The organism is Streptococcus mitis (assembly GCF_946190335.1).
Lineage (GTDB): Bacteria > Bacillota > Bacilli > Lactobacillales > Streptococcaceae > Streptococcus > Streptococcus mitis_CH.
The window spans coordinates 124,351-140,357 of sequence record NZ_CAMHZN010000004.1; the positions used below are offsets into that span (position 1 = coordinate 124,351).

Below are 16,007 nucleotides of genomic sequence, written 5' to 3' on the forward strand. Positions count from 1 at the left end.
ACCATATTTTAAGGAGAAAGGGGGAATGAGTCTTTGATAGCAAGAGCTGCCTCATCACTAGCAACAAGAAAGATAAAAAGATCAAACCAGTAGAACCAGCCCAAGAAACAGGATAAAGACAACCCCTTAGAAGCGGGTTTCTAATGAGGATTTTTTTGGTTTCGTGGTATAATTTTAGAGAATGATACTGAAAAATATGCTTATGTTATATTTGAAGTGATAAAAAGTTTGTTAGGAAAGTTAACTATATGTAGATATAAGAGGAAATTTTATGGCAGATACAATTTTAATATTAGGCAACGGGTTTGATCGTGCGATGAACCGAGATACAAGATATACCGATTTTATTGAGTTTGAAAAACAATTATTTTCTAATCCAGATGAGGAGTTACTGCAGTTTCTAAAAGTTAAAAATATTAGTATTGAGAAATACAAAGATAATTTATATTTGAAATTTATCAATGAAAACAAAGATACCCTTGGAGAAAATTGGTCTAATATTGAAATAATGATTTCCCAACTCGCGGATGCAATAATGTATTTTAAAGAGAATATGAAATTACTATATGATTTATCAGACATACATCCAATTAGAAAAAGTAGAGATAGTTTGAAAAATGAAACTAATTTCAGCGCAAAATACTTTATTGCAGAGGTATTCGCTCCGCTCTACAGTCACTATGAATGGAAGTTTTTGGATAGAGATTTGGTATTGAACAAATTAAATTATATTTTTATTGAACAGTTAAATTTATTAACAGAACTGTTAGAAATCTATCTGTCTTATTTAGATTATATAGATTTTGATATTCGAAGGATTGAAGCAAAGCCAACAGCTCTAGATGCAATATCAGATTTATCGAATTCTTCAGTTCTAAACTTTAATTATACTAATACATCAGGATATTTATTTGGGACTTCTGAGGAGAGAACTCATTTCATACATGGCCGAATTGATTTAGATAGATCCTTCAGTCGAATCAATACTATGGTCTTTGGAATTGAGGACAAAGAAAATGATGTCAACAGTGATTTAATTCCTTATCAGAAATATTACCAAAGAGTTGTTAAGGAAACTGGAAATAAATTTGAAGAATTTTTTAAACGAACTTTCTACGATATAGGTGATGCATTCGGTGGTCAACTTCCAAATTCAAAGAATATTATTGTTTTTGGTCACTCGGTTGATCCTTTGGATAAGGAAATATTTCAAAAATGTTTTGAATTAGCAGAGAATGGAAAATATATTTATCGATTTGTTTTTACTTATTTTGATGAGCTTGCTAAACGTTCGATTATTAAGAATCTTGCAATCATTCTTGGTAAAGAAAAATTGGTAGAGTTAACAGGAAAACGAAATCTTGTATTTATAAAGAGTGATGATAAGGATGGTATGAAAAATGTTCTACTATCTTAATAAAATCAAAAAATAATTGAATTTATAGAATAAAATTGTAAAATCTTAATCTAAAAACATTTCTATACCACTCGCTCTTCTCACTTCGAGTGGGTTTTCTTAAAATATGATAAAATAGAAGAGATAATACATTTATTTAATAAGGAAAGTAACAATGGCAAGTAAAGAAAATACAGAACGCAAGGAACTGCATCGTAAAATTTGGGCGATTGCGGACGATGTTCGTGGTGCTGTAGATGGTTGGGATTTTAAGCAATATATCCTAGGTATCCTTTTCTATCGCTTTATTTCAGAGCATATGGCCGATTATTTTGACCGCGCTGAGCATGAAGCTGGCGACTTAGAATTCCGTTATGCTGAATTGAGTGACCAAGAAGCTGAGCAAGATTTTAAACCAGGTACAGTTGAGGATAAGGGATTCTTTATCCTTCCGAGTCAACTATTTGAAAATGTTGTCGAGAATGCCTCGCAAAATGAAAATTTAAACGAAGACTTGGCCAACATTTTCCAAGCTATTGAGAAGTCAGCGATTGGGTTCAAATCAGAGGATGATATCAAAGGTTTGTTCGACAACTTGGATACACGAAGCAATATCCTTGGTGGGACTGTTCCAGAAAAAAATAAGCGTCTTTCTGATATTCTTAATGGTATCAATAGTATTAACTTTGGCAACTTTGAGGAAAATGACATCGATGCCTTTGGTGATGCCTATGAGTTCTTGATTTCTAACTATGCTAGTAATGCAGGAAAAAGTGGGGGTGAATTTTTCACTCCTCAGACAGTCTCTAAACTGTTGGCTCAACTAGTGATGGTTGGTAAAGACAAGATTAACAAGGTCTATGACCCAACATGTGGTTCAGGCTCTCTCCTTCTTCAAATGAAAAAACAATATGAAGACCATATTCTAGAAGACGGATTCTTTGGTCAGGAAATTAATATGACCAACTACAACTTGGCTCGTATGAATATGTTCTTACACAATATCAACTACAACAACTTTGATATTAAGCGAGGAGATACCCTTTTAAATCCTCAGCATCTGGAAGAAAAGCCGTTTGATGCTATCGTTTCTAACCCTCCATACTCTGTCAAATGGGTGGGAGATGGAGATCCAACTCTGATAAACGATGACCGTTTTGCTCCAGCAGGGAAACTAGCTCCTAAGTCAAAAGCTGACTTTGCCTTTATCATGCATAGTCTCAATCACTTGTCCAATAAAGGTCGAGCAGCAATTGTTTGTTTCCCAGGCATTTTCTATCGTGGAGGAGCTGAAAAGACCATTCGTCAGTATCTAGTAGATAACAACTTTGTTGAAGCAGTAATTTCCCTTCCAGACAATCTCTTCTTTGGAACTTCTATTGCGACCACGATTTTAGTTCTAGCGAAGAATAAACTTGAAAATAAAACACTCTTTATTGATGCGAGTAAGGAATTCAAAAAAGAAACTAACAACAATGTTTTGACGGATAGCAATATCGAACATATAGTTGAATTATTCTCTAATTATCAAAATGTTGACTATAAATCTGCTCTTGTTGATAATGATGTGATTGGTTCAGAGCAGGATTATAACCTGTCTGTATCAACCTATGTCGAACAAGAAGATACACGTGAGAAGATTGATATCGATGTTCTCAATAAAGAAATCGCTGAGACTGTTGCCAAAATTGACCACTTGCGTGCAGAGATAGACAAGATTGTAGAGGAGCTGAGCTATGGCAAATGATGTGATTCTATATAGGACAGATGACGGCGAGTCCGCTATTGAACTTCACTTGGATAATGGAACGGTCTGGCTGACCCAACAAGAACTAGCTGAGCTCTTTCAAACTTCCAAGCAAAATATTAGTAAACATATCAAGGCTATTTTTGAAGATGGAGAATTATCGGAAGAGGCAACTGTCAACTATAAGTTGACAGTTCAAAATGAGGGAAATAGAAGTGTTCAGCGAAATGTCGCCTACTATAATCTCGATATGATTTTGGCGATTGGTTATCGAGTTCGATCTCCTCGTGGCATTCAGTTCAGACTCTATGCTTCGACAGTCTTGAAAGAGTATCTGATTAAGGGCTTTGCCATGGATGATGAGCGCTTGAAAAACTTGGGTGGAGGCTCTTACTTTAAAGAACTTCTTGAAAGAATCCGAGATATCCGCTCAAGTGAAAAAGTCTTTTACCGTCAGGTCTTGGATCTCTTTGCTACATCAAGCGACTACAATGCAAATTCACCAGAGGCAAAGAAATTCTTTGCGACAGTTCAAAACAAGATGCATTATGCTATTCACCACAATACTGCGAGCGAACTCATCTACAATCGTGTTGATAGTGAAAAGGAGTTTATGGGCTTGACTACTTTTAAGGGAGACCTTCCTACTTTATCCGAAGCAAAAGTTGCCAAGAACTACCTGACAGAAAAAGAACTCCGTGGACTTAATCAGCTTGTATCAGGATATCTAGACTTTGCTGAAAGACAGGCAGAGCGAGAAGAAATCATGACCATGGCTGACTGGGTGGCTCACGTAGATCGTATCCTTCAGGCTACTGGGGAAGACTTGCTAGCTAACAGTGGTTCTATCTCTCGTGAACAGATGAAGCATAAGGTGGATAAGGAATATAAGAGCTACCAAGCCAAGACCCTTAGTCAAGTTGAAAAAGATTACCTCAAGGAAATCAAAAGTATTGAAAATCTAGCCAAGGAAGGAGGTAAGTGATGAACATCCTAGAAGAAATCCAGAACTGTCCCGTTGAGTGGAAAGTACTTAAAGATGTTGCTATATTGAAGAATGGAAAGGATTGGAAAACTCTTCCAAGTGGGGAAGTACCAGTATATGGAAGTGGTGGAGAAATGGGAGAATTTGTCTCAGATTATTCTTATGACAAACCAACAGTTTTAATTCCTAGGAAAGGTTCTATTTCTAACTTGTTCTATATAGAAAAAGCTTTCTGGAATGTTGATACCATTTACTATACTGAGATTGATGAAAATCAGATTATTCCAAAGTATTTTTATTATTATTTAACAACTGTCAAATTGGAAGAAATGGCAACTAATCCAACAAGACCTAGTTTGACTCAAGCTATTCTTGATAAAGTTAAAATCCCCATCCCTCCTCTAAAAATTCAAGAGAAAATCGTGCAAATACTTGACAAATTCACTGATTATGTTACAGAATTGACCTCAGAATTGACCTCAGAATTGACCTCACGTAAAAAGCAATATTCTTTTTATCGAGATAAACTCCTATCTTTTGAGGACGAGGTTTATCAGGTAGAGTGGAAGACGCTGGGGGAAGTGGCAGAAAATTTAGATAACATGAGAAAGCCAGTTGCAAAAGGAGGGCGTAGTTTAGGTATTTATCCATATTATGGCGCTTCTGGAATAGTAGATTATGTTGATAGTTTTATATTTGATGGAGACTATCTTTTGATATCAGAGGATGGAGCAAATTTAGTTGTTCGTAAAACACCCATTGCATTCTCCATTTCAGGTAAAACATGGGTAAATAATCATGCTCATGTATTAAAATTTGACAACATTATTAATCAAAAGTTTGTTAACTATTATTTAAATTATCTAGATTTATCACCATATATTACTGGAGCAGCGCAACCAAAGTTAAATCAACAAAATTTAAATAACATTAGGATTCCTTACCCATCTCTAGAAATCCAGTCTCGTATTGTTCAAGTTCTGGACAACTTTGACAAGGTTTGTAATGACCTCAACATCGGACTTCCCAAGGAGATTGAACTACGCCAAAAACAGTACGAATATTTTCGAGAAAAGCTCTTGACATTCGTCGCCGAAGGCGAGTACACTGAGAGTAGAGTAGAGTAGAGGAGTGGGACAACTCCGCTATTATCAAGCTTTTACAGTGGGTATTTGGCCCAATTCGAGTGGAGTTGGGAGCTTTGGGAGATATTATTCGAGGTAATGGCTTACAGAAGAAAGATTTCCAGGATGTCGGTGTTCCGTGCATTCATTACGGACAGATATATACATATTATGGAATTGAGACTGAGAGAACAAAATCATTTATAAATTCAGAGTTAGCAAGAAAACTTCAAAAAGCTAAAACTGGTGATTTGATTGTTGCGACGACGTCTGAAAATGTTGAGGATGTTGGTAAATCTGTAGTTTGGTTAGGGAAAGAGGAAGTTTGTATAGGTGGGCATTCATGTATAATCAGAACTGAGCAAAATACTAAATTTTTAGCCTATCTTTTTAGAACTAGATTTTTCCAAATTCAAAAGGAAAAAAGAGTACTTGGTACAAAAGTAATTGAACTTTATCCTAAAAATCTTGCAAAAATGAAGATTATCTTACCATCCCTTTCCGAACAAGAGAGAATCGTCTCCATTCTTGACAATTTCAACACCTTAACCAACTCTCTTTCTGAGGGCCTTCCAAAGGAAATTGAACTAAGACAGAAACAGTATGAATACTGGAGAGAACAATTATTAAACTTCACTAGATAAATTCCAGAATCATTTTGAGAAAGAATCTTAATTAAAACAAAAAAGGAAGCATGCCATGGTTGATTATTCAAAAGTACATGAAGTAATTGCGGAAACAAATGAAGGGATTCTCTTGGCTGAGTATCAACCGGAGTATCGCACAGATAGAGAATTTCAGTCTGAGGCAGATTTGGAAAGACAATTGCTTATGGATTTGGTCAATGGTCTCAATTATGAACGATTGGATATCCATACACCTGCGGAGCTTTTAGCGAATGCAAAGGTTCAAATTGAAAAGCTTAATAAGGTTACGTTTACGGATGCTGAATGGCAACGTTTTGTAGTCGAGTATTTAGATTGTCCCAATGAAGGTTTGGTTGAAAAAACACGAAAAATCCAAGAAAATCATATCTATGACTTTGTTTTTGATGATGGACGGATTAAAAATATTTTCATCCTTGACAAGAAAAACATTCACAACAACAGTATGCAGGTCATCAACCAAGTGACGCAAGTGGGGAGTCATACCAACCGTTATGATGTGACAATTTTAGTCAATGGTCTTCCGCTAGTTCAGATTGAATTGAAGAAGCGGGGAGTTAGTCTGCAAGAAGCCTTTAATCAGGTTCACCGTTATAGTAAGGAAAGCTTTAACAGCGAAAATTCTTTGTATAAGTATGTTCAGATTTTTGTGATTTCGAATGGTACTTATACACGCTACTTTGCAAATACAACAGCTCAGAATAAAAATCACTATGAGTTTACCTGTGAGTGGGCAGACCGTAAGAATAAGACCATTCACGAATTGGAAGATTTTACTGTTACTTTCTTAAGCAAGCGTGTCCTCTTGGAAGTTTTGACCAAGTATTGTGTTTTTGATGTGGATAATACCTTGCTCATCATGCGTCCTTATCAGATAGCAGCAACTGAAAGTATCTTGCGCAAGATTCATTCTTCCAATGAAATGAAGAATTTTGGAACCATCAATGCTTGTGGTTATATCTGGCATACGACAGGGTCAGGGAAAACCTTGACCAGCTTTAAGACTGCGCGCTTAGCGACAGAGTTGGACTACATTGACAAAGTGATATTCGTTGTAGATAGAAAAGACTTAGACTATCAAACTATGAAGGAATATCAAAAATTCCAACCAAATTCAGTCAATGGTAGTAACAATACAAAAGAACTACAACGCAGTATCGAAGAAAATGATGATCGAATCGTTGTCACAACTATTCAAAAGTTAAATAAGTTTATCACTGCAAATCCTAATCATGAAGTCTATGCTAAGAAATGTGTCTTGATTTTTGACGAGTGTCATCGTTCTCAGTTTGGGAAGGCTCAAAAGCGCATTAAGAAGGCTTTTAAACAGTATGCCTTATTTGGATTTACAGGGACACCAATTTTCCCAGAAAATAGTTTAACAGGAGAAACGACACAAGAAGTTTTTGGAGAACAGCTTCATAACTACGTTATCACGGATGCTATTCGAGATAAAAAAGTATTGAAGTTCAAGGTTGATTACAACTATATCAAGCCTGAAATCAATAAGTATAGAGAAGCTGAAAAAGCAGTTGGACGAGAGATTGACGAGAAGAAACTCAAAAAGATGGAGAAGGAACTACTTCTACATCCAGAACGGATAGCAACCATCACAGAATACTTACTTCGAGTTTATAACACCAAAACACACCGAAATCAACACTATACTCATAAGCAAAAACAATTGTCTGGATTTAATGCCATGCTGGCTGTACAAAGTATTGAAGCAGCAAAATTATACTATGAAGAGCTCCAGCGACAGCAAGTAGTATTACCAGAAACTAAACGATTGAAAGTTGCGACTATCTTTAGCTTTGCACCTAACGAAGAACAGTCAGCTTACGGCGAAATTCAAGATGAAGAGCTAGAGCCTCAAGAAACAGCCATGCCTCTATCTTCTAAAGAGTTTCTTTCTAGAGCGATTGATGATTATAATCACATGTTTAAGACCAACTTCTCAGCTGATGGGAAGGAGTTTCAAAATTACTATCGTGACCTTTCCAAACGCGTTAAATCCAAGGAAGTGGATTTGCTGATTGTAGTCGGTATGTTCTTGACGGGATTTGATGCCCCTACTATGAATACACTCTTTGTCGATAAAAACCTACGTTATCATGGTTTGATTCAGGCATTCTCGAGAACCAATCGGATTTTTAACAAAGTTAAACCTTTTGGGAATATTGTTTGTTTCCGTGATTTAGAAAAGGCTACGCAAGAAGCTATTAAGACTTTTGGAGACACCAATAAGCTTGAAATCATCTTGGAAAAAAGCTTTAGCGAATATATGGATGGTTTCGTGGATCAAGTAACGGGCATCGAGGTCAAAGGCTATACTGAGGTCTGTCAGGAAATTCTGGAAAGATTTCCGAATCCGCAAGAAATTGAAACAGAGCATGATAAAAAAGAGTTTGTTAAGTTGTTTGGTGAATTACTGAAGCTTGATAATGTTCTTCGAAATTATGACGAATTTCAAGAAATCGACAAACCTATTTCAGAAGGTTATCTTCAGGATTTAAGAAGTACTTATGTGGAAATTCGAGATGAATTTTTGAATCTTAAGAACTATGAAAAGACCAAGGATTTGGATGTTGATCTTTCAGATGTTGAATTTGAAATAGAACTCTTAAAAACAGATGAGATTAATCTGGACTACATTCTTGCATTGATTGTTGAAAAATCTAAGAATTCTGAGTCTAAAGAAGCAATGAAAGCAGAAGTTAGTCGTGTGATTCGTTCTAGTATTGATATTCGTGCCAAAGAAGAGTTGGTAATCGGGTTTATCAATGACACCGATTTGCAAAAATTGAAAGATCATGATGGGATTATCAATGCTTTCTACGAATATGGCAAGGAGCGCAAGAAAATTGCGATTCACGACCTAGCTGAGGCTGAGAAACTTGTAGCTGATTATCAATTATTCATAGACAAATCAATTCAACGAGGTTATGCTGAAAATAGTGGGACTGATTTGGATTCGATTATTCCACCAACTTCTCGTAGACAAGGAGCGCGTGAACGGAAAAAGCAAGAAGTTTTACGTAAGATTCAGTTGTTAGTAGAGACTTATTCAGGTATTTAAAGATTGTTGACTAATATTTATTAGAAAAATCAGGCTCTACAAAAAACACTATTTATTCGCTCATTTTTTAGATACAACTTTGTTTCCATATTTCCTGGAAACTGATAGAAAACAAGGAGAAACATGGAACAAACTAATCAAAAATCCCAGTGCCAACAACTCTGGGCTAGAAACAAATACCTTGTCTTGAGCCATTCTAGCAATATTTACAATGAGATTCGTCAGTATCTCAAGAATGAAGAGGTCGAGGTGAGTCAGGTTCAAGAGATGATTGACCGTGCCTGTCAGATTCCAGAACACAGGGGTCAGGTTTGCAATGCTTTTCAGCATATTTGGGGATATTTCAAAAAGAAAGCGACAGAAGCTGAGAGAAAAGACTATATGCTCTTGCTGGATTGGTATCGCTTTGGTCAGGCTTCCAAGGAAGATGTAATCGCTAAGACTCGAGACTTGCTTAAACACTATCCAAATACCTACTTGCAACATTCGACTTTATTGAAAGGAGACTCCCATGAGACTTTGGCATGAGGACTTAATTTCGCAACTTCCCCGGCCTCAGCTTTTGGGGCAACATCGAGAGTGTTGCGCCCTGCGTGGCAATGGCTGGGGTAGAAAGCACGCAACGGTGGACTATGTTTTTACCCACTCGCCCTATCGTCTCTATGCCTATCATCGTTTGATCATGGAGGAGATGGCTGACCGTGGCTACAATGTCAGTCCAGAGTGGTTGGACAAGAACTACCGTGGCAAGACTTGCCCTCCTTACCAAGATTTGGTAGAGGAGAAGTGGACTAGTCCTATATACAGTGAACATGACGATGCTTACTATGAGGAGTGTTTGGATAATCTCAGAGAGAAGGGGATCAACCTATAGTCTTTTCTAATAACAAGTCATAGTCACTTATAAGAATTACTAATAACGCGTTTGACCAGTCTAACTAAAATACAGCTATAAAACAAGCTATACAAAGGATTTGAGGCATTTGTCTCAAGTCTTTTTCTTTTGTCCAAAACAGAGGTATAGTTTCAAACTATATCAAAGCCTAATTTTTTACAATTATACAGACGCATTCTTTTCTGTTAAGATAGTTTCAACAACAAATTTTGGAGGACACATCATGTCAACTACAATCATCGGTTTCCCTCGTTTGGGCGAATTCCGCGAATTAAAATTTACAACTGAAAAATACTTTAGAAAAGAAATCTCAGAAGAAGAACTCCTTGCAGCAGCAAAAGACTTGCGTGCTAAACACTGGAACATTGTCAAAGAAAAAGGCATCACTGAAATTCCATCAAATGACTTTTCTCACTATGACAACTTCCTAGATGCAGCTTTCCTTTTCAACGTGGTACCTGCTTCAGTTCAAAACTTGGACTTGTCTGACCTTGAGCGCTACTTCGCTTTGGGTCGTGGTTACCAAGGAGAAAAAGGAGACGTTCGCGCCCTTCCAATGAAGAAATGGTTCAACACCAACTACCACTACATCGTTCCTAAGTTTGAAAAAGACACTCAAGTCAAATTGGCAGGTCACAAGATTTTTGATGAGTTCCAAGAAGCAAAAGAACTTGGATTGAACACTCGTCCTGTTCTTGTAGGTCCATTCACTTTCCTTCAATTGTCAGATTTTGAAGAAGGCGTGAAAGCAGAAGACTTCGTAGACAGCTTAGTGGCTGCTTACCAAGAAGTTTTTGCAAAATTGGCTGAACTTGGTGCGACTCGCATCCAATTGGATGAAGCGGCTCTTGTAAAAGACTTGACAGCTGAAGAAAAAGCTCTCTTCTTAAATCTCTACAACAAACTCTTGGCTGACAAAAAAGGTCTTGAAGTCTTGCTTCAAACTTACTTCGGAGACGTTCGTGACGTATACGCTGACCTTGTAAAATTGCCAGTAGATGCCATCGGTCTTGATTTCGTTGAAGGTAAGAAAACTCTTGAATTGGTTAAAGGTGGCTTCCCAGCTGACAAGACTCTTTATGCAGGTATTGTCAATGGTAAAAATATCTGGCGTAACAACTACGAAAAGAGCTTGGCTGTTCTTGAGCAAATCCCAGCTGAAAACATTGTCTTGACAAGCTCATGCTCACTTCTTCATGTGCCATTTACAACAGCTAACGAAGAATTTGAACCAGCTATCTTGAACCACTTTGCCTTTGCAGTTGAAAAATTAGATGAGATTCGTGATTTGGATGCTATCCGCAATGGTCAAGGAGAAGAAGCACTTGCAGCCAACAAAGAACTCTTTGCGACTGAACGTGTGGGTGAAAATGCGGAACTTCGTGCGCGTATCGCTGGCTTGACAGACGCAGACTACACTCGTTTGCCAGCCTTTGCAGAACGTGAAGCTATCCAAGAAGAAGCTTTCAAACTTCCAGCTCTTCCAACAACAACTATCGGTTCATTCCCTCAAACAAAAGAAGTTCGTGCCAAACGTTTGGCTTACCGTAAAGGTGAATTGTCTCAAGAAGAGTACGATGCTTTCCTTGCTGAAACGATCGATGAATGGATCAAATGGCAAGAAGATATCGACTTTGATGTCCTTGTTCACGGTGAATTCGAGCGTAATGACATGGTTGAGTACTTCGGTCAAAACTTATCAGGTTACCTCTTCTCTAAAAATGGTTGGGTACAATCATACGGTATGCGTGGGGTGAAACCACCAATCATCTGGGGTGATGTAACTCGTCTTAACCCTATCACTGTTAAATGGTCTAGCTATGCACAAAGCCGTACAAACAAACCTGTTAAGGGTATGTTGACTGGACCAGTAACTATTCTCAACTGGTCATTCCCACGTGAAGACATCTCTATCAAGGATTCAACTCTTCAAATCGCTCTTGCTATCAAGGATGAAGTTCTTGACCTTGAAGCTGCTGGCGTGAAGATCATCCAAATCGACGAGGCTGCTCTTCGTGAGAAATTGCCACTCCGTCGTAGCGACTGGTACGAAGACTACCTTGACTGGGCTATTCCTGCCTTCCGCTTGGTACACTCAACAGTAGCGCCAGACACACAAATCCACACTCACATGTGTTACTCAGAATTTACAGATATCATCCCAGCTATCGACAACATGGATGCAGATGTTATTTCCTTTGAAGCTAGCCGTTCAAACCTTGAAATCTTGGACGAACTTAAAGCGAAAAACTTCCAAACAGAAGTGGGACCTGGGGTTTACGATATCCACTCACCTCGTGTGCCAAATGAAGGCGAAATCGACAATACAATCGAAGCCATCCTTGCTAAAGTGCCAAGCAAGAAAGTTTGGATCAACCCTGACTGTGGTTTGAAAACACGTGGTATTCCAGAAACAAAAGAAAGCTTGATCCGCCTTGTTGAAGCAGCTAAAGCTGCGCGTGAGAAATTGTAAGATAGGATTTCTCAAGAAGCGCTGTTTGGTCAATCTGCCTGTTTCACTTGGATTCTAGGAATCCAGCTAACGAAAAAATCAACTAGAAAAGGATAATGACTATGTCACGCCAAACACCGTCACTCTCATTTGAAGTGTTCCCTCCCAACCCAGCAGTAGGCAACGATAAGATTATTGTAGCTCTTCAAAATATGCAGGAGTTGGCTCCCCACTTTATCAGTGTGACTGCCAGCAATAATAAATTTAATATCAAGGAAACGACGGTTCGTTTGGCTGACTTTATCCAAAATGACTTGACGATTCCGACTATTGCCCACTTGCCAGCCATCTATTTGACTAAGGACAAGGTGGCTGAAACCATTGCTGACTTGGACAAGGTTGGGGTACAGAAAATCTTGGCCTTGCGTGGGGATATTATTCCAGATGTGGAACCACAAAAGGATTTCCGCTACGCAACTGACTTGATTGAGTTCATCAAGGAGCAAGCCCCTCACTTTGATATTGTCGGAGCTTGTTATCCAGAAGGGCACCCTGATTCGCCAAATCAGATTTCAGATATTCAAAATCTTAAGAAGAAAGTGGATGCAGGCTGTTCGAGCCTTGTAACTCAGCTTTTCTTTGACAATGAGCGCTTCTATGATTTCCAAGACAAATGTACTTTGGCTGGGATTGATATTCCCATTCATGCAGGGATTATGCCAATTCTGAATCGAAATCAGGCTCTCCGCCTCTTGAAGACTTGTGAGAATATCCACCTTCCACGCAAATTTAAAGCCATCTTAGACAAGTATGAGCATGACCCTGAGTCGCTCAGAGCGGCAGGACTTGCCTATGCAGTGGACCAAATCGTGGACTTGGTAACTCAGGATGTTGCCGGTGTGCATCTCTACACCATGAACAATGCGGATACAGCAAAATACATCCACCAAGCAACCCATGCCTTGTTTAATCACCAGTCTCTAGGATAATAAAAAGCAAACCATTCTTCTCAGCTGAGGAGAATGGTTCCTTTTTAATGGTAAAGACCGCACTTTTTAAGAAAAATATGATAAAATAGACTCTGTACGTACTTGATACAAAGATGAGGGTATTAAAGTTTTAAAGGCTTTTTTCAAATGTGGTTGGAACGACACGAGTGAGTCAAATCGATTTTATTTGACGAGAGAGTTAGTAAAGCATTTAGCTAATCGCCTGATAGCGATTAGCGTGAAAGGTTTAGATGCTTTAGCATCAAACCTATCTAATGATTTGTATCTTGAGTAATTAAACACGGGCTAAATCCCTAGTGAAAAAGATAGATTTCCTGGTGTGAATCGTACACTGCGTCAATCTCCTATTTTCATACGGGATTCTTTACGCCCTTTGTATCTTGATCTTTGTAGGCAAGGCGTATAATTTCATCAATCCAAAGGGGATTAAAATGACAAAACATGTGTTTCAAACGACTTTTGCGGGTCGTGAGTTAATTGTAGAGACTGGTCAGGTTGCTAAGCAAGCAAATGGTTCTGTTGTCGTTCGTTACGGAGAGTCAACTGTCTTGACTGCGGCCGTGATGTCTAAGAAGATGGCAACTGGGGATTTCTTCCCTCTCCAAGTCAACTACGAAGAAAAAATGTATGCGGCTGGGAAGTTTCCTGGTGGCTTTATGAAACGTGAAGGACGTCCTTCAACAGATGCAACCTTGACAGCGCGTTTGATTGACCGTCCGATTCGTCCTATGTTTGCGGAAGGTTTCCGTAATGAAGTGCAAGTGATTAACACTGTCCTTTCTTACGATGAAAATGCATCTGCACCTATGGCAGCTATGTTTGGTTCATCCTTGGCGCTTTCTATCTCAGATATTCCATTTGACGGACCAATTGCTGGAGTACAAGTGGGCTATGTAGATGGTCAAATCATCATCAACCCAAGTCAAGAACAAGCAGAGCAATCGCTTCTTGAATTGACAGTTGCAGGAACTAAACATGCCATCAACATGGTAGAGTCTGGTGCTAAAGAATTGTCAGAAGAAATCATGTTGGAAGCCCTTCTTAAAGGGCACGAAGCAGTCAAAGAATTGATTGCCTTCCAAGAAGAAATCGTTGCGGCTGTCGGTAAAGAAAAAGCAGAAGTAGAATTGCTTCATGTAGATGCTGACTTGCAAGCTGAAATTATTGCAGCCTACAACAGTGACCTCCAAAAAGCGGTCCAAGTAGAAGAAAAGTTGGCTCGTGAAGCGGCAACTCAAGCAGTAAAGGACCAAGTAACTGCTGTTTACGAAGAAAAATATGCGGACCACGAAGAATTTGACCGTATCATGCGTGATGTGGCTGAAATATTGGAACAAATGGAACACGCAGAAGTGCGCCGCTTGATTACAGAAGACAAGGTGCGTCCTGACGGTCGTAAGGTCGATGAAATCCGTCCTTTGGATGCGGTTGTTGACTTCCTTCCTCGTGTGCACGGCTCTGGTCTCTTTACTCGTGGGCAAACTCAGGCCCTTTCAGTCTTGACCTTGGCTCCGATGGGTGAAACTCAAATCATTGATGGTTTGGATCCAGAGTACAAAAAACGCTTTATGCACCACTATAACTTCCCTCAATATTCTGTAGGGGAAACTGGCCGTTACGGTGCGCCAGGTCGTCGTGAAATCGGTCACGGTGCTCTTGGTGAGCGTGCTCTTGCTCAAGTTTTGCCAAGTTTGGAAGAATTTCCATATGCTATCCGTTTGGTAGCAGAAGTTTTAGAATCAAATGGTTCTTCATCTCAAGCTTCTATCTGTGCGGGAACTCTTGCCCTTATGGCTGGTGGTGTGCCAATCAAGGCGCCAGTAGCAGGGATTGCCATGGGTCTCATCTCAGATGGAAACAACTACACAGTCTTGACAGATATCCAAGGTTTGGAAGACCACTTTGGAGACATGGACTTCAAGGTTGCAGGAACTCGTGACGGGATTACAGCCCTTCAAATGGATATCAAGATTCAAGGAATCACTGCAGAAATCTTGACTGAAGCACTTGCTCAAGCCAAGAAAGCGCGTTTTGAAATCCTTGATGTGATTGAAGCAACCATTCCAGAAGTTCGTCCAGAATTGGCTCCAACTGCTCCGAAAATTGATACTATCAAGATTGATGTGGACAAGATTAAGATTGTCATTGGTAAGGGTGGAGAAACCATCGACAAGATTATCGCTGAAACAGGCGTTAAGATTGATATCGATGAAGAAGGAAATGTATCTATCTACTCTAGCGACCAAGATGCCATCAATCGTGCTAAAGAAATTATTGCTGGTTTGGTCCGTGAAGCCAAAGTGGATGAAGTTTACCGTGCTAAAGTCGTTCGTATCGAGAAATTTGGTGCCTTTGTTAACCTCTTTGATAAGACAGATGCCCTTGTTCATATCTCTGAGATGGCTTGGACGCGTACCAATAATGTCGAAGACTTGGTAGCAATCGGGGATGAAGTTGATGTTAAGGTTATCAAGATTGATGAAAAAGGACGTGTGGATGCTTCTATGAAAGCCCTTCTTCCTCGTCCTCCAAAACCTGAACGTGATGAAAAAGGCGAAAAGTCTGAGAGACCTCACCGCCCACGTCATCACAAGGATCACAAACCTAAGAAAGAATTTACAGAAACACCAAAAGATTCAGAATAAGAAAAGGAG

At 39.0% G+C, this 16,007-nt stretch carries 11 protein-coding genes; all 11 read left to right on the forward strand.

The window, feature by feature from the left end; translation table 11 throughout:
* Positions 1–271: 271 nt before the first annotated feature.
* Positions 272–1,417, forward strand: coding sequence for a bacteriophage abortive infection AbiH family protein (locus N8O43_RS07125; RefSeq protein ID WP_261030380.1), 1,146 nt, complete (start codon positions 272–274; stop codon positions 1,415–1,417).
* A gap of 154 nt (positions 1,418–1,571) precedes the next feature.
* Entirely contained in the window at positions 1,572–3,143 is a 1,572-nt protein-coding gene (locus N8O43_RS07130; protein WP_261089880.1) for a type I restriction-modification system subunit M, read from the forward strand.
* Complete coding sequence (locus tag N8O43_RS07135) at positions 3,133–4,128, forward strand: virulence RhuM family protein (RefSeq protein WP_261089882.1); 996 nt, start codon at positions 3,133–3,135, stop codon at positions 4,126–4,128. The genes N8O43_RS07130 and N8O43_RS07135 overlap by 11 nt, the downstream gene beginning before the upstream one ends.
* Positions 4,128–5,255 carry a restriction endonuclease subunit S gene (locus N8O43_RS07140; RefSeq protein ID WP_261223712.1) on the forward strand — a complete coding sequence of 376 codons (1,128 nt, stop codon included), beginning with the start codon at positions 4,128–4,130 and terminating at the stop codon, positions 5,253–5,255. Before N8O43_RS07135 ends, N8O43_RS07140 begins: the two co-directional genes overlap by 1 nt.
* 74 nt (positions 5,256–5,329) lie before the next feature.
* Positions 5,330–5,896 carry a restriction endonuclease subunit S gene (locus tag N8O43_RS07145; protein ID WP_261223715.1) on the forward strand — a complete coding sequence of 189 codons (567 nt, stop codon included), beginning with the start codon at positions 5,330–5,332 and terminating at the stop codon, positions 5,894–5,896.
* Positions 5,897–5,951: 55 nt separating this feature from the next.
* On the forward strand, positions 5,952–8,996 hold the full coding sequence (locus N8O43_RS07150) for a type I restriction endonuclease subunit R (protein ID WP_261089887.1): 3,045 nt from the start codon (positions 5,952–5,954) through the stop codon (positions 8,994–8,996).
* 123 nt (positions 8,997–9,119) lie between these two features.
* Complete coding sequence (locus tag N8O43_RS07155; protein WP_261089889.1) at positions 9,120–9,524, forward strand: YbgA family protein; 405 nt, start codon at positions 9,120–9,122, stop codon at positions 9,522–9,524.
* Positions 9,508–9,870 carry a TIGR02328 family protein gene (locus N8O43_RS07160; RefSeq protein ID WP_261089891.1) on the forward strand — a complete coding sequence of 121 codons (363 nt, stop codon included), beginning with the start codon at positions 9,508–9,510 and terminating at the stop codon, positions 9,868–9,870. The genes N8O43_RS07155 and N8O43_RS07160 overlap by 17 nt, the downstream gene beginning before the upstream one ends.
* Positions 9,871–10,114: 244 nt before the next feature.
* On the forward strand, positions 10,115–12,364 hold the full coding sequence (metE, locus tag N8O43_RS07165; protein ID WP_049511043.1) for a 5-methyltetrahydropteroyltriglutamate--homocysteine S-methyltransferase: 2,250 nt from the start codon (positions 10,115–10,117) through the stop codon (positions 12,362–12,364).
* Positions 12,365–12,465: 101 nt separating this feature from the next.
* Entirely contained in the window at positions 12,466–13,332 is an 867-nt protein-coding gene (gene metF / locus N8O43_RS07170; RefSeq protein WP_261089893.1) for a methylenetetrahydrofolate reductase [NAD(P)H], read from the forward strand.
* Positions 13,333–13,784: 452 nt separating this feature from the next.
* Positions 13,785–15,998, forward strand: a complete 2,214-nt coding sequence (gene pnp, locus N8O43_RS07175) for a polyribonucleotide nucleotidyltransferase (RefSeq protein WP_261089895.1) — start codon at positions 13,785–13,787, stop codon at positions 15,996–15,998.
* Positions 15,999–16,007 lie beyond the last annotated feature (9 nt).

Coding starts and splice junctions, on each gene's coding strand:
- N8O43_RS07125 (WP_261030380.1), top strand. CDS start 272: ATGGCAGATACAATTTTAATATTAGGCAACGGGTTTGATCGTGCGATG.
- N8O43_RS07130 (WP_261089880.1), top strand. CDS start 1,572: ATGGCAAGTAAAGAAAATACAGAACGCAAGGAACTGCATCGTAAAATT.
- N8O43_RS07135 (WP_261089882.1), top strand. CDS start 3,133: ATGGCAAATGATGTGATTCTATATAGGACAGATGACGGCGAGTCCGCT.
- N8O43_RS07140 (WP_261223712.1), top strand. CDS start 4,128: ATGAACATCCTAGAAGAAATCCAGAACTGTCCCGTTGAGTGGAAAGTA.
- N8O43_RS07150 (WP_261089887.1), top strand. CDS start 5,952: ATGGTTGATTATTCAAAAGTACATGAAGTAATTGCGGAAACAAATGAA.
- N8O43_RS07155 (WP_261089889.1), top strand. CDS start 9,120: ATGGAACAAACTAATCAAAAATCCCAGTGCCAACAACTCTGGGCTAGA.
- N8O43_RS07160 (WP_261089891.1), top strand. CDS start 9,508: ATGAGACTTTGGCATGAGGACTTAATTTCGCAACTTCCCCGGCCTCAG.
- metE (WP_049511043.1), top strand. CDS start 10,115: ATGTCAACTACAATCATCGGTTTCCCTCGTTTGGGCGAATTCCGCGAA.
- metF (WP_261089893.1), top strand. CDS start 12,466: ATGTCACGCCAAACACCGTCACTCTCATTTGAAGTGTTCCCTCCCAAC.
- pnp (WP_261089895.1), top strand. CDS start 13,785: ATGACAAAACATGTGTTTCAAACGACTTTTGCGGGTCGTGAGTTAATT.